Below are 21860 nucleotides of genomic sequence, written 5' to 3' on the forward strand. Positions count from 1 at the left end.
GAAGGATTGCTCCATGACCTGGTCTATCGTCGCCCGCGATGCGGCGACAGGCGCCTATGGCGTCGCGGTTTCCACCTGCGCCTTCGCCGTCGGCTCGCGCGTGCCGCAGGGCGCGGCGCGCACGGGGGCGCTTGCCACACAAGCCTTCCTCAACCCGCTCTATGGCATCGATGGCCTGCGGCTTCTGCTCGAAGGCCGCCCGGCCGCCGAGATCGTTGCCAACCTCACCGCGGCCGATGAGGGGCGCAATCATCGCCAGCTCCATGTCATCGACCGGGACGGCAAGATTGCCGCTCATACCGGTTCGGCCTGCGTCGACTGGTGCGGCTCGGTCGAAGGCCCGCAGGTCTCGGTGGCTGGCAACATGCTCGCCGGACCGCAGGTGATCGAGGAAACGCTGAAGGCCTATATTGCGGCCTCGGCGCTCGATTTCGACGAGCGCTTGCTGGTTGCGCTCGAGGCCGGAGAGCGGGCCGGTGGCGACAAGCGGGGGCGCCAGTCCTGCGCGGTCCGGATCTGGTCGACCGATGCCTTTCCGAGCTTCGACATCCGCGTCGACGATCACGCAGACCCACTCGCCGAATTGCGGCGGCTCTGGCGCATCGCGCACCAGCGCTCCGTGCCCTATCAGGCCGCCTCGCCGTCTCGTGCCCGACCGGCGGGGATCACGGACCGCACCGAGCTTGATCGGCTGTGCAGCGAGTATGCTGCTGCCTGGAATGCGAGGCACCCCGAGAGCTGAGCCCTTCGGCCGTCCGGKGCGTGGCATCGCGCCTGGCCCCGGCTTCGGATGGGCGCCAAGCACAATCTCTGCGTCAATGCTGCAACAGGGCGCCGTGATCGTCGGCAGTCCTGTCGCCGTCTTGACGCAGATCAATCACTTTCCCCGAGCACTGGCGAAGAACGGTCCCACCGGCCGGGCAAGTTGCGATGGATTGAGTCGCCCACCGGCAGCAGCTGGGGACCATCATGACGACACGCCTTCTCCCGACCGCTCTGAGCGCCGTCCTGCTCGCAGGCACCGCGCTGACAAGCGCTGAGGCAGCCGATCTGCCCTCCTACAAGGTACAGCCGGTCGCGCCGATTCTGGCGCAGTGGAGCCCCTGGATGATCCGCGGGCGCGCACTCGTCGTGGTACCGCAGGAGGATGCCTCGCTCCGGATCGGCGGCGTCACAGTTCCCGGCGCGGACGTCAGCATCTCGACCTCGGTCGTGCCCGAACTCGACATCAGCTATTTCTTCACGAAGAACATCGCCGCCGAGCTGATCATTGGCGTCACCCCGCATCGCGTCAAAGGCGCTGGTGCTCTCGCCGGAGCGCGGATCGGCTCTGCCTGGCTGCTGCCGCCGACGCTGATGCTGCAATATCACTTCACTGATCTCGGGCGCATCAAGCCCTATGTCGGCGCCGGCGTGAACTACACGGTCTTCTTCAACGAGAAGGCCAAGGGCGGCTTCACCGATTTCGATCTGAAGGACAGCTTCGGCCTCGCCCTGCAGGCCGGCTTCGACTACATGATCGACGACCACTGGGGCATCAACTTCGACGTGAAGAAGATCTTCCTCGAGCCGAAGGTCAAGGTGAACAACGGCCTGGTCAGCGGCAAGGTCAAGATCGATCCCTGGCTGATCGGGACAGGCGTTACCTACAAATTCTGAGCTGAAAGATGTTCAGGCTCCCCCGCCGGGTGCGGCGAGGGAGCCTTGAGAATCGGTCCGGAACGTGGATTACGGCTTGGGAAGGCCGATGCAGACACTGAAGGTCAGATCATCGGACCGGCTGCGCGATCCGGTCCGATGATCCTGTTGTCAGGTCAGCCTGCCGCGCGCCGCGACCGGTAGTTCGCCGATCAGCTTGTCGCCGCGCACCGTGATCAGCCTGTCGACCATGTTGACGACGACGCAGACATGGTTCGGCACGATCCGGACGACCTCGCCGACCTTCGGCCGTTCATTCGAGGCCGCAAGGTCGAGGAAGCCATGCTCCTCGGCGAATTTGGCAATCTTGGCGGACGGATACTCCAGAATATAGCCGTGCCCTTCGAGGCCGCCGGTATCGCTCGTCAGCGTCTTGGACCCTGAATCGAGGATGCCGCGCTCCGGGCCGGCACGGCTCACCACCGTCGCATAGACCGTCAAGGCGCAGTCATCGAGGCTGGCGACGCCCGCCGCGACCTGCATGCGGTCGTTGAAGATCGAGGTACCGGCGCGGTGCTCGGTCGCGCCCTTGAGCTTGCCGATATTCGGAATATTGGGCGAGCCACCGGTCGAGACGATGCCGGCCTCGAGCCCCGCATCGCGCAGGCCCGCATTGGCCGTGTCGAGGAAGAGCTGCGTCCGGTCCCAGCCATCCTCCGGCGGATACATCAGGAAGCCGGCGAAGCGCAGGCCCTTGGAACCGGCGATCATCTTGGCAAGCTCGACCGCCTCACCAGGCGTCTCGACGCCGGCGCGCTGGCGACCGGTGTCGCATTCGACCACGACCTCGAGGTCGCGCCCGGCGATCTCGGCGGCCGTCGGCAGGCCGGCGATGGTGACGGGATTGTCAGCCGCCACGATCATCCGCACACGGCGCTGAAGCGCGCCGAGGCGCCCAAGCTTCTCCTCGCCGAGGATGTTGTAGCTGATCATGATGTCGTCGAGGCCGCCATCGGCCATGACCTCGGCCTCGCCGAGCTTCTGGCAGGTAATGCCGCGGGCGCCGGCCTCGCGCTGCAGGCGCGCGAGCTCGGGCGATTTATGCGTCTTGATATGCGGACGATTGGCGACGCCGGCGGCGTCGCAGGCGGCCTGGAGGCGCGCGATATTGGCCTCGACCTTATCGAGATCGATGACGACGGCCGGCGTGCCGTAGACGCGGGCAATTTCCTCGGCAAGCGCGGTCATGGCAGCACCCGGATGATGACTTCGATCTCGACGGTCATGTTGTTGGGCAGCGAGCCCATGCCCACGGCCGAGCGGGCGTGACGGCCGTTCTCGCCGAGAACGGCGACGAACAGGTCCGAGCAGCCGTTGATCACCTTGGGCTGTTCCGCGAAATCMGGCACCGCATTGACCATGCCGAGCAGCTTGATGACCTCGACCTTGTCGAGCGAACCGGCGGCCTCCTGCATAGCCGCGAGCAGACCAAGCCCGGTCTGCTTGGCGTGTTCGTAAGCCTCTTCGACCGTGACATTGGCGCCGACCTTGCCGGTCGGATAGCTGCCATCGGCCCGACGCGGCCCCTGGCCGGAGAGATAGACGATATCGCCAGCCCGCTTGAAGCGGACATAGTTGGCGACCGGCGTCGCGACGTTGGGCAGTGTCAGCCCGAGTTCCTTGAGCCTGGCTTCGGCAGACATGGTGTTTCCTCTATCGTTATTGTGGCGCGGCGTTCCGCGGACGGCACACAACGCGCGCCCGTGAGACTCCGACGTGAGATGCCCGGGTCAAGCCCTGGCTTGTCGGCAGCACGACCTGGCCTTAGGCCGCCACCTTCTTGAACTTGTTCGTGCGCTTCGGGTGCCACCACTTGCCCTTCAGCACCACGCCCTCGGAAACGAACTTCTTGTCGCCGATCAGGTGCTCCCCGACGACGTCGACGTAGTCGAACTTGCCTTCCTTGACGGTGAGGATGGTGGCGTCGCCCAGCGAGCCGACCCTCAGCGAGCCGTATTCGGGACGCTTCAGCGCCATGGCGGCATTCACGGTCGAGGCTGCGATGACGTTGTTCAGGCTCATGCCCATGCAGAGGAACTTCGACATGGTGGTGACCTGGTCATAGGCCGGCCCGTCGATGCAGAGCTTGTGAACGTCCGACGAGATCACATCCGGCTCGAAGCCATTGGCAAGCATGGCGCGCGTCGTCTTGAACGAGAACGAGCCCTTGCCATGGCCGATATCGAAGATGACACCGCGCTTGCGGGCGGCGAGCACCTCCGGCTTCACCGTGCCCTGGGCCGTCGCGGGTGCGTTCGGGAACGGCCGGAAGGCGTGGGTCAGTACGTCGCCCGGCCGCAGCATGCCGATGACTTCCTCATAGGATGGCGGCGGATGGTCGATATGGCACATCAGCGGCATGCCGACCTCGTTGGCCACCTGCAGCGCGATGTTCAGAGGCACGGTCCCGGACGTGCCCGAGGCATGCAGGCCGACGCGGACCTTGATGCCGACGATATAGTCGCGATTGGCGTCGGCGACTTCGACGCAATCAATCGGATTCATCATGCGCAGGTCGCCGCTCTCGCCGACCATGACGCGATGATCGAAGCCGTAGATGCCGGCATGCGAGACATGGAGATAGGCCAGGATGCGGGCCTGGCTCTGCTCGATCACATGCTTGCGGAAGCCGGCCCAGTTGCCCGGTCCGGCGCTGCCGGTGTCGACCGAGGTGGTGACGCCGGACATGCGGCAGAACTCGTCGGCATCGATGCCGAGCGAGGTGCCGCCCCAATAGACATGGGTGTGGAGGTCGATCAGGCCGGGCGAAACGATATAGCCCGAGACATCGCGAACTTCAGTATCGGCGCCGCCCTTCAGGTCCTTGCCGAAGCCTGAGACCTTGCCGTCGGTGAAGGCGACATCGAGAATGCCGTCATGCTTCTGCGAGGGATCGATGACCCGCCCGCCTTTCAGGATGAGATCGTGGTTCATGGCTGGTCCTTTGACGGCAAACTCAGAGCGGTGAGATAGCGCCCTTGCGCTCCACGATCATCCGGTATTGCTCCGGCTCGCGGTGGCGGGCGAAATTGAATGTGGATGCCTTGTAGCTCTTGCCGAGATCGAGATCACAGCGGGCGACGACGAGTTCGTCCCCCTCGGTGACGGCCTGGGCCACGACCTCGCCGGTCGGCGCAATGATGCAGGATCCGCCGATCTGGTCGACGCCAGCCTCGAGCCCCGCCTTGGCCACGCCGACGACCCAGGTGGCGTTCTGGTAGGCACCGGCCTGCATGACGAGCTGATTGTGGAAATTGCCGAGGCGGTCGTGGTCGGGCGCCGGGGGGTTATGCTTGGGCGTGTTGTAGCCGAGCACGATCAATTCGACATCCTGCAACCCCATGCTGCGATAGCTCTCGGGCCAGCGCCGATCATTGCAGATCATCATGCCGATATTGGCATCCATCGTCCGCCAGACGGGCCAGCCGAGATTGCCGGTCTCGAAATAGCGCTTCTCGAGATTCTGGAAGGGAGCGCCCGGCCGGTGCTCGGGATGTCCGGGCAGGTGGATCTTGCGATATTTGCCGACGATCGAGCCGCTCTTGTCGACCAGGACCGCGGTGTTGAAGCGGCGCTTGCGCCCGTCCTCGAAGGCGAGCTCGGGATAGCCGAGATGGAAGCCGATACCGAGACGGGCGGCCTCCTCGAAGAGCGGCGCCGTCTCGTTCGAGGGCATGGCGCTCTCGAAATAGGAATCGATCTCGTCCTCGTCATCCATCCACCAATGCGGAAAGAAGGCTGTCAGGGCGGCTTCTGGATAGACGACGAAATCGCAGCCATGCCCCTTGGCCTGGCGCATCAAGGCGATCATGCGGGCGACGGCCGAAGCGCGGCTTTCATCCCGATGGATGGGGCCGAGCTGGGCTGCGGCCACCGTCAGAATTCGACTCACCTTGTTTCCTCCTCAGCGCACGGGCCAGCATCGCGATCATCCAGGGCAGGCGAAAGCCGGTCAGCCCGCATGGACGCCATCGGATTTCCGCAGACCGCACCCCGAATCCGGGGTGCGAGGCCAGCGGACGCTGCGGCAGAGCCAGCCGGCATGGTGGATGCGGTTCCCCTCAGAGGCTCTTTGCCAGGCGGGGATCGAGCGAGTCGCGCAGGCCGTCACCGAGCAGGTTCACGGCAAGCACCGTGATCGACAGGAAGACCGCCGGGAACAGCACGATATGCGGCCGGACCTGCCAGAGCGCCCTGCCCTCGGCCATGATATTGCCCCAGGACGGCGTCGCCGGCGGAATGCCGGCGCCGATGAAGGAGAGGATCGCCTCGACGATCATCGCGCTGGCGCAGATATAGGTCGCCTGCACGGTCATCGGCGCGATGGTGTTCGGCAGGATGTGGCGCATGATGATGCGCGGCGCGCGTGCGCCGGCGGCCACCGCCGCCTCGACATAGGGCTGCTCGCGCAGGCTGAGCACCACGCCGCGCACCAGGCGGGCGACGCGCGGGATTTCGGCAATGGTGATGGCGATGATGACGTTCTGGACCGAGCCGCGCGTCAACGCCATCAGCGCGATCGCCAGCAGGATCGGCGGGATCGACATCATGCCGTCGATGCCCCGCATGACGATGCCGTCAGCCCGGCGCACGAAGCCTGCGAAAAGGCCGATCGCCAACCCGACCAGAGACGACAGGATGGCGACGGTGAAGCCGACGATCAGCGAAACCCGCGCGCCGTAGATGACACGGGAATAGATGTCGCGCCCGAGCATGTCAGTGCCGAACCAGTACTGCTCCGAGGGCATCCTGGTGCGCCTCGCCGGCGCGATCGCGGTCGGATCGACAGTCCAGAGCAGCGGCGCAAGGATGCCGATGAGGATCATGAGCAGCAACAGGCCGCCGCCGATCGCGACCGAGGGGTGCCGGCGCATGAAGCGCAGCAGGTTTCTCAAGGGTGATCTCTCTGGCCCGATCCCGGCCAGAGCGGGAGCCGCCACGGCGGCAGGGCTCTCGGAGCGCGTCGTCAATAGCGTATCCTCGGATCGAGAAGCGTGTAGACCAGATCGATGATGAGGTTCACCAGTACGTAGACGAAGCTGAACATCAGGACGACGCCCTGAATCACGGGATAGTCGCGCCGCAGGATGGCATCGACCGTCAGCCGGCCCAGTCCGGGAATGGCGAAGACGCTCTCGGTCACCACGGCACCGCCGATCAGCAGGGCGATGCCGATGCCGATGATCGTCACGATCGGGATCGCGGCATTCTTCAGCGCATGCAGGAACAGGACGCTGCGCTGGCCGAGCCCCTTGGAACGTGCCGTGCGGATGTAGTCCTGCTGCAGCACCTCGAGCATCGTCGCGCGCGTGATGCGGGCGATCAGCGCGATATAGACGAGGCCGAGCGTGACCGAGGGCAGGATGAGGTTCCGGAGCCAGGGCCACAGCCCTTCCGAGAGCGGCGTGTAGCCCTGCACCGGGAGCCAGTCGAGTTTCAGCGCAAAGACATAGGCCAGGAGATAGCCGACGACGAAGACCGGGATGGAAAAGCCGAGAACGGCAAAGGCCATCGCGAACTTGTCGACCCAGGTGCCTGCCTTCCAGGCCGCGATCACCCCCATCGGCACCGCGATGACGACCGCAAAGATCAGCGTCAGCACCATCAGCGAGACGGTCGGCTCGATGCGCTGGGAGATGAGCTGCGTCACCGGCAGCGAGGTGAAGATCGACGTGCCGAGATCACCCTGCAGCACCCTGAAGAGCCACTCGCCGAACCGTATCAGGTAGGGGCGGTCGAGCCCGAGGCTCAGCCTGATCTTCTCGACATCCGCGGGCGTCGCCTGATCACCCGCGATGACTGCCGCCGGATCTCCCGGCGCTATGTAGAGGAGAGAAAAGACGAACAGCGCCACGAAAGCCATCACCGGGATGGTCGTGATGATGCGTCTGACGATGAAAGCCAACATCGCGGCGCTGTATCCCTATCGTTGCAAATCAGGCCTTGGAGACGCCCCAGAAGAACGGCAACGGCCCGCTGACGACGCCCGAGACGTTCTTCCGCCAGGCTTGGTAGCCGAGATAGAAGCCGGTCGGCGCGTAGACGACATTCTGAACCGCCGCCTGGTTGAGCCGGCCCATGGCCGCCTTCTCCTCGGCGAGATCCTTGGCGTTGAACCAGTTCGTCACCTCGGTCTCGACGGCAGGCACGTCCGGCCAGCCGAACCAGGCCTTGTCGGCATTCGCGCGGATAGCCGTATACGAGGCCGGATTGATGCAGTCGGCGCCGGCATGCCAGGTGTGGAACATGCTCCAGCCGCCCTGGCCCGGTCCGGTCTTCTGGGCGCGGCGGGAACCGACCGTGCCCCAGTCTGTCGCGACGAAGTCGACATTCATGCCGATGCGCTTGAGCAGATCGGCCGTGACGTCGCCCATCGCCTTGGTGGCGGACATGTCCTGCGCCACGACACAGACCACCGGCTCGCCCTTGTAGCCGGACTCGGCCAGCAGCTTCTTGGCGGCCTCGATATTGCGCATCTTGAGCATGTCGCCGCCCTGCTCCGTGTAGAGCGGGGTTCCCGGCGTGAAGAACCCGGGAAGCGGCTTCCAGAGCTTGTCGTCCTCGCCGACAAGCGCACGCATGTAGTCTTCCTGGTTCATCGCAGTCAGCACCGCCTGGCGCACCTTCAGATTGTTGAAGGGCGGGTGCAGGTGGTTCATGCGGAAAGCGCCGATATTGCCGAGCGGATCGCCGATATCGACATTGATATTCTTGTTGGCCTTGAGCACCGGCACGAGATCGGCGAGCGGCGTCTCCCACCAGTCGATCTCGCCATTTTGCAGCGCCGCGGCAGCCGTCGCCGGGTCGGGCATGATCACCCACTCGATCCGATCGACCAGCATCTTCTTGCCGCCGGCGAGCCAGTTCGCCTGCTCGGAGCGCGGCACGTAATCGGMGAATTTCTCGAAGACCGCCTTGGCGCCCGGCACCCACTCATTGCGCAGGAACTTCATCGGTCCGGAGCCGACATATTCGGTGATCTGCTGGAACGGATCGGTCTTGGCGATGCGCTCGGGCATGATGAAGGAACAGGGAGCGTTGTTCTTCGCCAGCGCCAGCAGCATCTTCGGGAAGGGCTGCTTCAGCGACCATTTCCAGCTCCGGTCGTCGACCGCAACCAGTTCGTTCTGGATGGCGCGGAGCATCAGGCCCATCGGGTCGCGCGCCGACCAGCGCACGAGGCTCTGCACCACGTCCTTGGCGAGCACCGGCTCGCCGTCATGGAATTTGAGGCCGGGGCGGAGCTTGAAGGTCCAGGTCAGGCCGTCGGAGGAGACCTCCTCGCTTTCGACCATCTGGCGCTGCGGCTGGAACTTGTCGTCGATGCCGTAGAGCGTATCCCAGACCAGCGCAGCGGCGTTGCGGACGACATATTGCGTGCCCCAGATGGGGTCGAAATTCGCGAGATTGGCCTGCGGCACGAAGCGCAGGGTCTTCGCCGCTGCTCCTTGCGACAAGGCCGGCATGGACAGCCCTCCGGTGGCGGCCAGAGCGCCGGCACCAGTGGCAGATTTCAAGAATGTCCTGCGATCCATTACTCTCTCCCCTGAAACGGCTACCTCTGACGGGCGACCTTGAGGCGAGTGTGGGCGAGAAAGATCACCCTGACAACACGCCGCGCCGGTCGAAATCCGCGGCTGGGAGGCTTGCAGAGTCCGTGCCAAACGGTACCGGTTGGCCCCCAACGCCATGCGCCCGCGCCAATCGAACATAATTCCGCAGAAAATTGCGCAACGTCGGCTAAATCGATTTGATCGGCGCGCAGCTGGCCTCATCACATCGATTTCCCAGCAGGCGAAGGGTCCTCGCCGACCGGCGAAGACGAAGCGCCCGCTCAGGCCTCGTCACGCGCCACGCGCCAGACGCGCGCCCCTTCTGTCGCCCCGCAGAGTTCTGCTAGGCATTCGGGCGTTGACGCGGGTTTTTTGGGCAGGTCCATGCGCTTGGCAGTGGGGATATTGGTTCTGGGCTGCGCATTGGCGCTATCGTTCGGCGCCACCGTATCGGGTCAGGATCAGCCCCGTGTTCTGAAGCGGGTGAAGAGCTCGGCCGCTCCGGAAAGCACCGCACCAAGTCTCGAAACGGTGCCGTTCGTCGATGCGCATGTCCATCTCAATGACGAGGCCATGCAGATCGAACTGATGCGGCATTACGGGGCGAAGCGTGCCGTCGTGTTCTGGGGGCGCAACGGCGACAACGGGTCGATTGCCGATGCCGTCAAGCGCCGTCCCGACCTGTTCATCGGCTTTGCCTCGATTTCTCCGGAGCGCAGGGCTCATCGAAAGGCCTGGGAGGATCAGGACCTGGCGCTGCTCGAGGAGCTCGACGGTCTCCTGGCCACCGGCCAGTTCAAGGGTATCGGCGAGATATCGGCAGTGCATTTTCCGTCGCCCGGGTTTCCCGAGGCGAACTACGATCCGGCGGGCCCGATGATGAGCGGGATCATGGCCCTGGCGCGCAAATACCGCGTGCCTGTCCTGGTCCATGTCGAATCGACACGGATGCGCGAACTGACATCGCTGCTCGAGGCCTTTCCCGATGTGAACCTGATCTGGGCCCATGGCGGTTACACGCCGCTGTTCCTGGCCCGCAGGATGCTCGAACGGCACCCCAACCTCTACTACGAGCTGAGCGCGCGAACCTGGCCAAGGCACCCGCGTTCCCCCGACTACACGATCCTGCAGGACGGCAGGAGTGTCTGGCCGGAATGGCTTGAGCTCATCGAGACGATGCCCGGCCGCTTCATCATCGGAACCGACGCAAGCCATCGCTCGCTGGAGAGCGAGCGGATGAAATTCGAGAGCGTGCAGTCTTTCCTGCGCCAGCTCAGCCCGGCAACACGGGAACGGGTGGCACAAGCCAATCTGCTGGGGCTGTCCGAACCCAGGCCCTGACCGGCCCGGCTTCGCTCTTCAGGCCACTCTGACGGGCGCGTCGACACGCGCGAAAGGCTGCAATGCCTCAAATGCCGCCGCCGCACGCAGAACCAGCGCATCCCGGCCGAACGGCCCGACGATCTGCAGTCCCGCCGGCAACCCGGCCGATGTCAGGCCGCAGGGCACGGAGATGGCCGGTGCCTGGGTGATGTTGAAGGGGTAGGTGAATGGCGTCCAGCGCGTCCAGTCATCGCCATATCCGCCGTGGCCGGGGGCATTCCGTCCGACCTCGAAGGCCGGCAGGGGCAAAGTCGGCGTGAGCAGCAGATCGAAGCGCTCGTGGAACTGCGTCATATGATACGCAAGCGCATTGCGCTGGTTGAGCAGGGCGTCGACATAGGCCGAGCCGGGAATCTGCTCGCCAGCCTCCGCCACGGCCACGAGACCCGGGTCCATCTGCGCGCGCTTCTCCGGCCCCGCTCCGCGCAGGGCCAGGGCAGCCCCCGCCGACCACAATGTCATCAACGTCTCAAGCGGATCGTCGAAACCGGGATCGACCTCCTCGACGCTCGCACCCAGCTCACGGAACGCAAGCGCCGCCGCCGCGGCGAGCGCTGCGATCTCGGGGTCGACGAGATGGTTGCCGCCAAGGCGCGGCGACCAGGCGATGCGCAGGCCCTTCACGCCACCGGCAAGGCCCGCAACGTAGTCCGGCGGGGGCTCGATCATCGCGGTCATGTCCCGGCCATCAGGCCGACCGATCGCGTTCATGGCGAGCGCCGTGTCTGCGACGGTGCGGGTCAGCGGGCCGAGATGGGCGAGGAAACCCATGGTCGAAACGGGATAGGCCGGCACGCGGCCATAGGTCGGCTTCAAGCCGACGACACCGGTGAAGGCCGCCGGGATTCGGACTGATCCGGCACCGTCGGTTCCGATATGGATGCAGCCGAGATTGAGCGCTGCGCATGAGGCCGCGCCGGAGGAGGAGCCGCCCGGCCCGGTTCGGATATCCCAGGGATTGCGCGTGATGCCCGAGAACGGTGAGTCGCCAACACCCTTCCAGCCATATTCCGGCATCGTCGTCTTGCCGAGGAAGACGGTCCCGGCCTCACGCAACCGCGCCGCAGCCGGAGCGTCTTCCGGCCAGGGCGCGCCGGAGGCCAGCGCGGAGCCGCGGCGCATCGGCCAGCCCCTCACGCCGATATTGTCCTTGATCGTGACCGGCACGCCGTCGAGCGGACCGAGCGGAGCGCCCTTGAGCCAGCGTGCCTGCGAGGCCTCGGCCATGGCGAGCGTGACCTCGGCATCGCGCACGACGAAGGCGTTGATGTCGGGCTCGAAACGCTCGATGCGGTCGAGCGCGTCCTTGGCGACCTCGACCGGCGAGAGGCTGCGCCCAGCGTAGAGCTTGTTCAGCGCGACAGCAGACAGGGAAGCGATTGCGGTCATCGGCATCTCTCGTGAGGAGGAAGGACCAAGGCTGGGAGCAGATGTCTTTCGCGGCGCCCGCGCTTGATCAGTTATTCGCCACGCGCCAGGCGGCACTGAGCAGGACATTGGCGCCGGCGACCATGTCCTCGTCAGTGCTGAGCTCCGCCGGGTTATGCGAGAGGCCGCCGATCGAGGGGATGAAGATCATCGCCGTCGGGCAGATGCGCGACATCATCTGGGCGTCGTGTCCCGCGCCCGAGATCATCCGGCGGATCGGCAGGCCGAGTTCAGCTGCGCTCATCTCCACGCCGTAGATCAGCTCCGATGCGAATTCGACCGCCGGAAAGCGGGCAAGATCGCGGAAGCCGATCTGGATGCCGTCCCGCTCGGAAAGCTCCGCGCAGAACGCCCGGACGGCGGCCTCCGCCTCAGTCAGGAGCGCGTCCTTGGGATTGCGCAGGTCGAGCGACATGACCACGCTTTCCGGCACCACGTTGACGTTGCCGGGCTCGACGCGGATGACGCCGGAATTGGCAAGCTGGCCCGGAATCTTGCCCGTCAGCTCATTGGCGAAGAGGTTGATGCGCGCAGCCGCCAGCCCGGGATCCCTGCGATAGGCCATCGGCGTCGTACCGGCATGGCTCGGGCGGCCCTTCAGCGTCAGCTCAAGCCAGTTGATGGCCTGGATGCCGGTGACAGCGCCGAGCCCACCGCCCTCGCCTTCGAGGACCGGCCCCTGCTCGATATGGAGTTCGAGATAGGAATGCGCCTTGAGGAAGCCGGGCCGTTCCGGGCCGTGATAGCCGATCCGCTTCAATTCGGTGCCGAGCACCGCCCCATCGGCATCCTTCTCGGCATGGGCCGCTTCCACGCTCATGCCGCCGGCCCAGACATAGGAGCCGAGCATATCGGGATGAAATCGGGCGCCCTCTTCATTGGTGAAGGCGATCACCGCCATGTCACGCTTCGGCTGCAATCCTGCATCGCGCAACGCCGCCAGCACCTCGAGGCCGGCAATGACGCCGAGCGCACCATCGAAGCGCCCGCCGGTGCCGACCGTGTCGATATGGGAGCCGAGGATGACGGCAGGTCCCTCCTCTCGCCCCTTCAGGATTCCGACGACGTTGCCGATCGCGTCGACCTTCACGTCGAGCCCGAGCGCCTGCATCTGCTCCACGAGCCAGTCACGCCCCTGCTTGTCCTCGTCGGAGAGAGCGAGCCGCCGGCAACCGCCTTCCGGCGTCGCGCCGATCCTCGACAAGGCTTCGAGCCTCGAGACCAATCGTGGCCCGTCGATCCGCAGGTTCGAGCTCATTCGCCAACTCTCCCAAAAGGCCGGCCACAGGCCGCTAACGCATAAAGCATGAACGATGCCGGCCGCTCAGCCGGCGAGCAAGGCCGGCTTGCGCTTCTCGACCCAACCGGTTGCGTCCTCATAGGCCTGCGCGGCCTCGAGCAGCAGACGCTCCGCGTGGTTGGGCCCCCAGAGTTGCATGCCCATGGGCAAGCCCGCAGCGTTGAAGCCGACCGGGACACTGATCGCCGGACAGCCCGACATCGTCACCGGGATCACCACCTCCATCCAGCGATGATAGGTGTCCATCGCGCGGCCGGCGATCTCGCGCGGCCAATGCGTTTCGACGGCAAAGGGAAAGACCTGGGCACTGGGCAGGACAAGCAGGTCGTAGCGTCCGAACAGGCCGCGCACATGCTGATACCAGGACGAGCGCAGATTGGAGGCCTTCATCACGTCGAAGGCCGAGAGCTTGAGGCCCTGCTCGACCTCGTGGCGCGCTTCGGGCTTGAGAAAGTCGCGCCGTGCCGGATCCGCATGGATGGGGGCCAGGCTCGCACCGACCTGCCAGGCCCTGAGTCTGGTCCAGGCCCTCCAGACGGCTTCGGGGTCGAAACCGAGGCTCGCCTCCTCGACCCGCGCCCCCATGTCCTCGAAGGCCTTCAAGGCTTCGCGGCAAAGCGACAAGATGCCATCCTCCATCGGCAGATGCCCACCGAGATCGCCAAGCCAGCCGATGCGGAGCCCGGCGATGTCGCGCTTGAGATTGCCCAGGAAGGCGGCCGGCTCCTCGCGGATCGAGAGCGGAACGCGCAGATCGTAGCCCGACTGCACGGCGAGCAGCGCGGCAAGATCGCGGGTCGTGCGCGCCATGGGACCAGCTACGCCCATCTGCGGAATGAAGACCTCGTCGCCACTCGAGGGCACGCGGCCATAGCCCGGCCGCATGCCGAGCACGTTGTTGAAGGCAGCCGGATTGCGCAGCGAGCCGGCATGGTCGCTGCCATCGGCCACCGGCAGCATGCGCAGCGCCAGCGCAACGGCAGCGCCACCGCTCGAGCCCCCCGAGGTCTTCGACTGGTCATAGGCGTTGCGCGTTGCCCCGAAGACCGGATTGAAGGTCTGCGAGCCCAGGCCGAATTCCGGCGTATTGCTCTTGCCGATGATGATGGCGCCAGCCGCCTTCATGCGCTCGACGAAAATGGCGTCGCTTTGCGCGATCTCGTCCTTGAAGAGCGGCGAGCCTTGCGTCGTCGCGAACCCCTTGGCGGCGGCAAGATCCTTGATGGCCTGCGGGAAGCCGTGCATCCAGCCACGCGACCGGCCTGCTGCCAATTCGCCATCCAACGCCTCGGCTTCCCCCAACAGATCGGAGCGGTGGCGCAGTGCCACCAGGGCATTGACCGTCGGGTTATGCCGCTCGATCTGATCGAGATAGGCGCCCATCACCTCGACGCAGGACAACTTGCGCGCGTGGATCGCGTGTGACAGCGCAACAGCGTCCAGGCCGACGATGTCGCCGGCCATGGCGGCGTTTCTCAAATCTKACATCCTTGACGGTTCCTCTGTCTTCTTCTTGCCGGTGATGATGGCCGTCATGGCCGAATGCCGGTAGCGACGTTTGCGCAGGGGCCGGATCGCGAAAACGCGCAGCGGGCCGCTCCCACACGCTCACGCGCCGAGCGCGGGCAAGCCCAGCGTGGCTGACCCTGTCCTGCACAGAAAATGGGCGCTAGAAGCGACGGCCCATGACCGATCTGGCCCTCCCCACTGCGCGCGCTCATCCCTGGCTCACAGAAGTCAGGGCCATGCTCGCCCTGAGCTGGCCCATGGTGCTCACCAATGTGGCGCAGACGGCGATGACGGCAACCGATGTGGTGATGATGGGACATCTCGGCCCCGACTCGCTCGCGGCCGGAGCGCTCGGAGCCAATCTCTACACGGCGGTCCTGATTTTTGGCATCGGCGTCATGGCAGCGGTCGCGCCGATGATCTCGATCGAGCTCGGGCGCAACCGCCATGCAGTGCGCGACGTGCGCCGCACCGTGCGCCAGGGTCTCTGGGTGGCAGCGACACTGGTCGGACCGATGTGGCTGTTCCTGTGGCAGGGCGAAGCGATCCTGCGCGCCATGGGGCAGGATCCAGCGCTTTCCGCGGCGGCCGCGAGCTATGTCCACACCCTGCAATGGAGCCTGCTGCCGTTCTTCTTCTATCTGGTCCTGCGCGGCTTCGTCGCGGCCTTGCAGCGGCCATTCTGGGCCTTCGTGGTCGTGCTGTTCGCCGTCGCATTCAATGTCTTTGCCAACTGGTGCCTGATGTTCGGGCGGCTCGGCTTCCCGGCCCTCGGTCTGCCGGGTTCGGGGATCGCCACCGCACTCTCCTCGACCCTGATGTTCCTTGGACTTGCCATTGTCGTTTCGGTCGACAGGCGTTTCCGGCGATTTCATCTTTTCGGGCGCTTCTGGGTGCCGGACTGGCCGCGATATCGCGCCTTCTGGCGGCTCGGCTTCCCGATCGGCCTGACGCTCGCCTTCGAGGTCGTGATCTTCAACGGCGCCGCCTTCCTGATGGGGCTGATCGGCTCGACCTCGCTGGCCGCGCATGCGATCGCCATTCAGATCGCGTCCCTGACCTTCATGGTGCCGATGGGCATCGGCCAGGCCGGCACCGTGCGTGTCGGCCGCGCCTATGGTGCCGGCGATCGCGACGGCATCACGCGTGCCGGCACCACCGCGATCGTGCTCGCGATCTCCTTCATGGCGCTGACCGCGCTCGTGATGCTGCTGGCTCCCCACCTGCTGGTCGCGCCCTTTCTTGATGCCAGCAAACCGGGTTCGCAGGCTGTTGCCGAACTCGCGATGCGCTTCCTCCTGTTCGCAGCGATCTTCCAGATTGCCGACGGCGCACAGGTGGTCGGTTCCTGCATCCTCAGGGGCCTGCGCGACACGCGCGTGCCGATGATCCTGGCCGGCCTGGGCTATTGGGGCATCGGGCTGCCGCTTTCGGCGGCTCTCGGCTTCTGGACACCGCTCGCCGGCAGCGGAATCTGGATCGGACTGGCGACCGGCCTTACCGTGGTGGCGGTGCTGATGCTGTGGCGCTGGTCGCAGCGCGAAAGGCTCGGCCTGGTCGCGCCCGCGTCGACGCCAAGCTAGGTTGCACCGGCATTGCAGGGCGGACACAGCAAGCCGCCAGCGATGTCCCCGGTTTCCAGGAGTTTGCGCGATTCGGCGCTCTTTTTGCCAAGCATCCGCCTGATCGCCCGATAACACGGCCGATTTCCCGGTGTTTTCGAGCTGTTGCGGATTCAGCACAGCCAGCTGAAGACACAATTTCGCCGCACTGTGTTCACCCCACGGCCACGCCATCCGCCTTGAACCCCATTGGGCGAAGACGTGGAACACCGTGGAACTGCGCGATCGCTCGTCCGTTGCTAGTCCCGCAAGACCAAGAATACGCGAGCCAAACTGATGTCCTTCGACTCGATCGCCGGCGCACTCCGCCATCGCCTCTTCAAGCGCATGATGGTGCTGCTCTTGCCGCTATCGCTGGCAGCCTGTGTCGGCGCGCGCCAGCAAGCCCTCGAGGCCGCGAGACCTGCAGGACCGAGCGCGGCGGCACTCGCCATGTATGGCGAGATGCCCGACGAGAAGTTCCCTCTGCCTGAAACCGACATTACCGAAGTCGACCCGCGCTTCCTGAGGCAGGAAGTCGCCTATCCGACCAGCGAGCGGCCCGGCACGATCGTCGTCGACACCAACAAGCGCTATCTCTATCTGGTCCGAGAGAACGGCCGTGCCATCCGCTACGGCATCGGCGTCGGCAAGCAGGGCATGTCCTGGCGCGGTCGCGCAACCGTTGCCCGCAAGGCAGCCTGGCCGCGCTGGACCCCGACCCCTGCGATGATCGCGCGTGATCCTGCCAAGAACCGCCCCTGGGCCGGCGGCATGGACGCGGGCCTCGAGAACCCGCTCGGCGCGCGCGCGCTCTATCTCTATCAGGGTGACCGCGACACGCTCTATCGCATCCACGGCACCTCGGAGCCCTGGACCATCGGCACGGCGGTTTCGAGCGGCTGCATCCGCATGTTCAACCAGGATATCATCGACCTGCACAGCCGCGTGCCGACCGGCACCACCGTCGTGGTCCTCAACCGCACCCCGCTGCTGAAGCCGGAGCCCGGCGAGAATTTCGACGAATTCGTCTCCGAAGGTGTCGAGCCGGCCGAGCCGTTCGAAGGCTGATCGCCACCCTCCGTCATCGCCMAGAGACTGGCGCGCATMACCAACCCATAGGGTTCGGTGTTGCGCGCCTCTTCATTTCCCAGCGCCACAAATTGATATAGGCGGTGCTAGGGCGGGGAGCCGTGCTCCAGCTGCCGCATACGAGAGGCCCGGATCAATCCTGCTCCGGCCCGCGAGAGAGGACGACACCTCATGCGCGTGACGATGATCGGTTCGGGCTATGTTGGCCTGGTCTCGGGTGCCTGCTTCGCTGATTTCGGCCATGTCGTGACCTGCGTCGACACCGACGCTCGCAAGATCGAGGCGCTCAACCGCGGCGAGATCCCGATCTTCGAGCCCGGCCTGGACGATCTCGTCGCCAAGAATGTGCGCGAAGGCCGCCTCACCTTCACGACCGAGCTGGCCGGTGCCGTCCGCAGCGCCGACGCGGTCTTCATCGCAGTCGGTACCCCGGCCAGGCGTGGCGACGGCMATGCCGACCTCTCCTATGTCTATCAGGCCGCTCGCGACGTCGTGGCCGAGCTTGACGGCTTCACCGTCGTCGTCACCAAGTCGACCGTTCCGGTCGGCACCGGCGACGAGGTTGAGCGGATCATGCGGGAGAGCCGGCCGGAGGCCGATTTCGCTGTGGTCTCGAACCCGGAATTCCTGCGCGAGGGCGCCGCGATCAGCGACTTCAAGCGTCCGGACCGGATCGTGATCGGCACCGATGATGCACGCGGGCGCGCCGTGATGGAGGACATCTACCGGCCGCTCTATCTCAATGCCGCGCCCCTGCTCTTCACCTCGCGCCGAACCTCCGAGCTGATCAAATACGCCGCCAACGCCTATCTCGCGACCAAGATCACCTTCATCAATGAAATGGCCGACCTCTGCGAGGCCGTCGGCGCGAATGTCCAGGAGGTCGCGCGCGGCATCGGCCTCGACAATCGCATCGGCGCGAAGTTCCTGCATGCCGGGCCCGGCTATGGCGGCTCCTGCTTTCCGAAAGATACGCTGGCCTTGATGAAGACGGCGCAGGACCTCGCTGCTCCGCTGCGGATCGTCGAGACCGTCGTCGCCGTCAATGACCAGCGCAAGCGCGCCATGGCCCGCAAGGTGCTCGCCGCCTGCGGTGGTTCGGTGCGCGGCAAGCGAATCGCCATCCTTGGCCTCGCCTTCAAGCCGAACACCGACGACATGCGCGAAGCGCCCTCGATCGCGATCATCACCGCGCTCCAGGATGCCGGGGCCGAGATCATTGCCTATGATCCCGAGAGCATGGATGCGGCCAAGCCTCTGCTGCCCGGAATCTCCTATGCGAGTGACGCCTATTCCTGCATCAGGGGCGCAGATGCGCTGGTGATCGTGACGGAATGGGATGCTTTTCGTGCGCTCGACCTCGCCGCGGTCAAGACCGCGCTACGCGAACCCGTCGTTGTCGATCTGCGCAATATCTACCGCTCGGACGACATGCGCCGCCGTGGCTTCCAGTACAGCAATGTCGGCAATGCCTGATCGACGCACTGCCTTGATAGCGTCACAGGCAGCCCCCACCTCTTGACGCGGCGGCGCACCCGCGCCGTCCAAACGAGAGGAGATGACGATGACGCCGCAAGAACGCGACGTGATCGCCGGGATTTTCGATCGCCTGAGACAGGCGGCCAACCAGCCCCGCGACCCCGAGGCTGAACGCTACATCGCGGAGCGCCTGCGCGAGCAGCCCTATGCGCCCTATGCCATGGCGCAGGCCGTCTACGTTCAGGAACAGGCGCTGACCAACCTTCAGGCCCAGGTCGAGGAACTGCAGGCGCAGGTTCGTGACCTGCAGAGCCGACCGAGCGAGGCTCCGGCGCAGGCCGGCGGCTTCCTGTCGGGCATCTTCGGCGGCGCATCTCGGCCAGCTGACGCCCCGGCACGCAGCGGTTCCGTGCCGGCCTTCCCGGCGCGCCCGGCAGGGCAGGCCCCATCGGCCGCCTGGACCGGTCAGCAACCGCAGCAGCAGCCAGCCCCCGGTCAGGCTTTCGGCGGCCCGCAAGGCCAGCAGCAGGCGGGCCCCTGGGCGAACCAGCAGGCCCAGGCGCCCGGACGTGGCGGTGGCTTCATGGCCTCAGCGCTGACGACGGCAGCCGGCGTCGCTGGCGGCATGATGCTCGGCAATGTCCTGACCAACGCCTTTGGCGGCGGCAAGGGCGGCGAGGCAAAAGCCGCGGAGACGGCAGATGCCAGCAAGGCGGCCGACGCCAGCAAACCGGCCGATACGCCTGAAAAGGATGCCGGCACCGCCGACAACCAGCAGGCGGCCTATGATCAGGGTGCTTCCGACCAGGCAACCTACGATCAGGCCAGCTACGACGAGCCCTATGAACCCGGCCAGGACGACGACCCCATCGATGATGGCGGCGACTGGGCCTGATTCCGGCTGCGTCCACCCGTACCAACAACGGCTCGCCCTCCGGCGGGCCGTTTTCGTTGGGGGCCTTCCCAACCCGGCGCGCACCTCTTAGATTAGAATAATTCTAATCTAAGAGGTGATCATGAAACGCATCGACGATCTGGACGAGGCCGAGATCCTCGCGCTCGCGATCGCCAATGAGGAAGAGGATTCCCGAATCTACCTTTCCCTCGCCAATCGCCTTCGGCCGATCTACCCGCATTCCGCCGAGGTCTTCGACGAGATGGCGGCGGAAGAGCAAAGTCATCGCCACAGCCTGCTTTCGCTCTATGAGCGGCGCTTCGGCAAGGAACTGCCCTACATCACCCGCCAGGATGTGAAGGGGTTCCTGAAGCGCAACCCGGTCTGGCTGATGGACGGGCTGCGACTCGACACCGCCCGGACGCAAGCGGCGCTGATGGAAGAGGAAGCCTCGGGCTTCTACGCTCGTGCAGCGCAACGGGCGCATGACGTCGAGACGCGCAAACTGCTGGCTGACCTTTCCGAAGCCGAGAAATCGCATCAAAGCCTGGCGCAGCGCCTCGGCGAAACCATCCTGACCTCGGATGCGACCGCCGAGGAAGACCAGACCCGTCATCGCCTGTTCGTGCTGCAGATCGTTCAGCCAGGGCTTGCCGGATTGATCGACGGTTCGGTTTCGACGCTCGCGCCGATATTCGCGGCCGCCTTCGCGACCCATGATTCCTGGAATGCCTTCCAGGTCGGCCTCGCCGCATCGGTCGGCGCGGGCATCAGCATGGGCCTCACCGAAGCTCTCTCGGATGACGGGACCATCACGGGACGGGGGCATCCCTGGGTGCGTGGTGCTGCCTGCGGCGTCGCGACCACGGTCGGCGGGCTCGGCCATACCCTGCCCTACCTCATCCCCGATTTCTGGACCGCCACGGCCATCGCCGGCATCATCGTGGCGATCGAGTTGATCGTGATCGCCTGGGTCCGCTGGCGCTATATGGAGACGCCGTTCACATCGGCGATCGTCCAGATCGTGCTCGGTGGCCTGCTGGTCCTTGCAACCGGCATTTTCATCGGCAGTTCGTGACGGCTGCGCAGGTGGTGCGCCGCCTCAGATCACCAGCACCTTTGCGCCGACCCGCACCCGGCCATAGAGGTCCGTCACATCGTCATTGGTCATCCGGATGCAGCCCGAGGAAACGGCTTGACCGATCGTGTGCGGCTCGTTCGTGCCGTGGATGCGATAGAGCGACGACCCGAGATAGAGCGCGCGCGCGCCCATCGGATTCTCGGGCCCGCCGGACATGAAGCGCGGCAGATCCGGGCGGCGTTTCAGCATCTCGGCCGGCGGCGTCCAGCTCGGCCATTCCGCCTTGCGCGTCACAGCCTTCATGCCAGCCCATTCGAAACCTGGTCGCCCAACGCCGATGCCATAGCGCAAGGCGCGGCCACCAGGCTGGACGAGAAAAAGAAACTTCCGCGGCGTGTCGATGACGATGGTGCCCGGTTTGTGCGGGCCGTCATAGGCGACTTCCTGCTTCTGGAAACGCGGATCGAGCACGCGCTCGATCGGCCGTTGCATCTGCATGGGCTCACCGAGCGCGGCCATGCGGCGCCCCGGAGCCCGCGGCTCGGATGCCTGCTCGAACGGATCGGCGCCATAGCCCTGCCCGGGTACGACGCGCTGGCCATAGGCGGAGTAGCCGCCCGGCCGATTATAGACCGCCCCGCCCCGGCCCTGGGGCGTCGGGTCCCGACCGGTCATCAGCATCTCGATGAAGCCGCCACCGTAGTTGCCACGCGCGGTAGAGCCGGTCACCAGGGGATCGGCTGGGCGCCCGTAGCTCTGCGCGGAGACGGGGCCGTTGGTGGCGCACATCCCGGACAGGATCGCGAGCGGAACGAACAGGACGGGACGCATGACGCAACTC

At 65.6% G+C, this 21860-nt stretch carries 19 protein-coding genes; 8 read left to right on the forward strand and 11 right to left on the reverse strand.

Features of this window, described 5'->3' with window-relative positions:
• Positions 1-13: 13 nt before the first annotated feature.
• Together AC1DIO_RS15395 and AC1DIO_RS15400 are read left to right on the forward strand one after the other, a co-directional pair.
• Positions 14-742: a DUF1028 domain-containing protein gene (locus tag AC1DIO_RS15395; protein WP_476853639.1), complete on the forward strand. Its 729-nt coding sequence runs from the start codon at positions 14-16 to the stop codon at positions 740-742.
• A 227-nt stretch (positions 743-969) separates the two neighbouring features.
• On the forward strand, positions 970-1659 hold the full coding sequence (locus AC1DIO_RS15400) for an OmpW/AlkL family protein (RefSeq protein ID WP_476853640.1): 690 nt from the start codon (positions 970-972) through the stop codon (positions 1657-1659).
• Positions 1660-1809: 150 nt separating this feature from the next.
• Here the strand turns inward: AC1DIO_RS15400 and AC1DIO_RS15405 are convergent, their stop codons facing one another.
• The 7 genes from AC1DIO_RS15405 to AC1DIO_RS15435 form a co-directional block, all read right to left on the reverse strand.
• Complete coding sequence (locus tag AC1DIO_RS15405; protein ID WP_441489071.1) at positions 1810-2886, reverse strand: D-TA family PLP-dependent enzyme; 1077 nt, start codon at positions 2884-2886, stop codon at positions 1810-1812.
• Entirely contained in the window at positions 2883-3341 is a 459-nt protein-coding gene (locus tag AC1DIO_RS15410; protein WP_113515557.1) for a RidA family protein, read from the reverse strand. The genes AC1DIO_RS15405 and AC1DIO_RS15410 overlap by 4 nt, the downstream gene beginning before the upstream one ends.
• Before the next feature lie 121 nt (positions 3342-3462).
• Positions 3463-4632 carry an amidohydrolase/deacetylase family metallohydrolase gene (locus AC1DIO_RS15415; RefSeq protein WP_441508617.1) on the reverse strand — a complete coding sequence of 390 codons (1170 nt, stop codon included), beginning with the start codon at positions 4630-4632 and terminating at the stop codon, positions 3463-3465.
• A 22-nt stretch (positions 4633-4654) separates the two neighbouring features.
• Positions 4655-5590, reverse strand: a complete 936-nt coding sequence (locus tag AC1DIO_RS15420) for an N-carbamoyl-D-amino-acid hydrolase (RefSeq protein WP_441508618.1) — start codon at positions 5588-5590, stop codon at positions 4655-4657.
• A 169-nt stretch (positions 5591-5759) separates the two neighbouring features.
• A complete protein-coding gene (locus tag AC1DIO_RS15425) occupies positions 5760-6668 on the reverse strand; it encodes an ABC transporter permease (protein ID WP_441508619.1) in 909 nt (302 codons plus the stop codon).
• A complete protein-coding gene (locus AC1DIO_RS15430; protein WP_441508620.1) occupies positions 6665-7606 on the reverse strand; it encodes an ABC transporter permease in 942 nt (313 codons plus the stop codon). Before AC1DIO_RS15430 ends, AC1DIO_RS15425 begins: the two co-directional genes overlap by 4 nt.
• A 28-nt stretch (positions 7607-7634) precedes the next feature.
• Entirely contained in the window at positions 7635-9233 is a 1599-nt protein-coding gene (locus tag AC1DIO_RS15435) for an ABC transporter substrate-binding protein (protein ID WP_476853641.1), read from the reverse strand.
• Between the two features lie 402 nt (positions 9234-9635).
• Between AC1DIO_RS15435 and AC1DIO_RS15440 the strand changes: the two genes are divergently transcribed.
• Positions 9636-10592: an amidohydrolase family protein gene (locus AC1DIO_RS15440; protein ID WP_441489066.1), complete on the forward strand. Its 957-nt coding sequence runs from the start codon at positions 9636-9638 to the stop codon at positions 10590-10592.
• Between the two features lie 18 nt (positions 10593-10610).
• Here the strand turns inward: AC1DIO_RS15440 and AC1DIO_RS15445 are convergent, their stop codons facing one another.
• The 3 genes from AC1DIO_RS15445 to AC1DIO_RS15455 form a co-directional block, all read right to left on the reverse strand.
• Positions 10611-12023 carry an amidase gene (locus AC1DIO_RS15445; protein ID WP_476853642.1) on the reverse strand — a complete coding sequence of 471 codons (1413 nt, stop codon included), beginning with the start codon at positions 12021-12023 and terminating at the stop codon, positions 10611-10613.
• 67 nt (positions 12024-12090) lie between these two features.
• Positions 12091-13320 (reverse strand): Zn-dependent hydrolase, encoded by a 1230-nt coding sequence (locus AC1DIO_RS15450; protein WP_476825963.1) that lies wholly within the window; start codon positions 13318-13320, stop codon positions 12091-12093.
• A gap of 66 nt (positions 13321-13386) precedes the next feature.
• Entirely contained in the window at positions 13387-14850 is a 1464-nt protein-coding gene (locus AC1DIO_RS15455) for an amidase (RefSeq protein ID WP_476853643.1), read from the reverse strand.
• 197 nt (positions 14851-15047) lie between these two features.
• Here AC1DIO_RS15455 and AC1DIO_RS15460 point away from each other — a divergent pair, with 197 nt between their 5' ends.
• From AC1DIO_RS15460 to mbfA, 5 genes are all read left to right on the forward strand, one after another.
• Positions 15048-16454, forward strand: coding sequence for an MATE family efflux transporter (locus AC1DIO_RS15460; RefSeq protein ID WP_476853644.1), 1407 nt, complete (start codon positions 15048-15050; stop codon positions 16452-16454).
• Between the two features lie 315 nt (positions 16455-16769).
• A complete protein-coding gene (locus AC1DIO_RS15465; RefSeq protein WP_441508625.1) occupies positions 16770-17543 on the forward strand; it encodes a L,D-transpeptidase in 774 nt (257 codons plus the stop codon).
• A gap of 192 nt (positions 17544-17735) precedes the next feature.
• Entirely contained in the window at positions 17736-19040 is a 1305-nt protein-coding gene (locus tag AC1DIO_RS15470) for a UDP-glucose dehydrogenase family protein (protein WP_476853645.1), read from the forward strand.
• An 88-nt stretch (positions 19041-19128) separates the two neighbouring features.
• A complete protein-coding gene (locus AC1DIO_RS15475; protein WP_476825272.1) occupies positions 19129-19938 on the forward strand; it encodes a DUF2076 domain-containing protein in 810 nt (269 codons plus the stop codon).
• Between the two features lie 121 nt (positions 19939-20059).
• Entirely contained in the window at positions 20060-21016 is a 957-nt protein-coding gene (mbfA, locus tag AC1DIO_RS15480; protein ID WP_441489059.1) for an iron exporter MbfA, read from the forward strand.
• 24 nt (positions 21017-21040) lie between these two features.
• Here mbfA and AC1DIO_RS15485 read toward each other — a convergent pair whose 3' ends face one another.
• Complete coding sequence (locus AC1DIO_RS15485) at positions 21041-21850, reverse strand: L,D-transpeptidase (protein WP_441489058.1); 810 nt, start codon at positions 21848-21850, stop codon at positions 21041-21043.
• Positions 21851-21860 lie beyond the last annotated feature (10 nt).

It is taken from the genome of Allobosea sp. 05T439, from assembly GCF_056396005.1.

Coding starts and splice junctions, on each gene's coding strand:
- AC1DIO_RS15460 (WP_476853644.1), top strand. CDS start 15,048: ATGACCGATCTGGCCCTCCCCACTGCGCGCGCTCATCCCTGGCTCACA.
- mbfA (WP_441489059.1), top strand. CDS start 20,060: ATGAAACGCATCGACGATCTGGACGAGGCCGAGATCCTCGCGCTCGCG.
- AC1DIO_RS15430 (WP_441508620.1), bottom strand. CDS start 7,606: ATGTTGGCTTTCATCGTCAGACGCATCATCACGACCATCCCGGTGATG.
- AC1DIO_RS15485 (WP_441489058.1), bottom strand. CDS start 21,850: ATGCGTCCCGTCCTGTTCGTTCCGCTCGCGATCCTGTCCGGGATGTGC.
- AC1DIO_RS15445 (WP_476853642.1), bottom strand. CDS start 12,023: ATGACCGCAATCGCTTCCCTGTCTGCTGTCGCGCTGAACAAGCTCTAC.
- AC1DIO_RS15415 (WP_441508617.1), bottom strand. CDS start 4,632: ATGAACCACGATCTCATCCTGAAAGGCGGGCGGGTCATCGATCCCTCG.
- AC1DIO_RS15405 (WP_441489071.1), bottom strand. CDS start 2,886: ATGACCGCGCTTGCCGAGGAAATTGCCCGCGTCTACGGCACGCCGGCC.
- AC1DIO_RS15440 (WP_441489066.1), top strand. CDS start 9,636: ATGCGCTTGGCAGTGGGGATATTGGTTCTGGGCTGCGCATTGGCGCTA.
- AC1DIO_RS15395 (WP_476853639.1), top strand. CDS start 14: ATGACCTGGTCTATCGTCGCCCGCGATGCGGCGACAGGCGCCTATGGC.
- AC1DIO_RS15450 (WP_476825963.1), bottom strand. CDS start 13,320: ATGAGCTCGAACCTGCGGATCGACGGGCCACGATTGGTCTCGAGGCTC.
- AC1DIO_RS15400 (WP_476853640.1), top strand. CDS start 970: ATGACGACACGCCTTCTCCCGACCGCTCTGAGCGCCGTCCTGCTCGCA.
- AC1DIO_RS15465 (WP_441508625.1), top strand. CDS start 16,770: ATGTCCTTCGACTCGATCGCCGGCGCACTCCGCCATCGCCTCTTCAAG.
- AC1DIO_RS15475 (WP_476825272.1), top strand. CDS start 19,129: ATGACGCCGCAAGAACGCGACGTGATCGCCGGGATTTTCGATCGCCTG.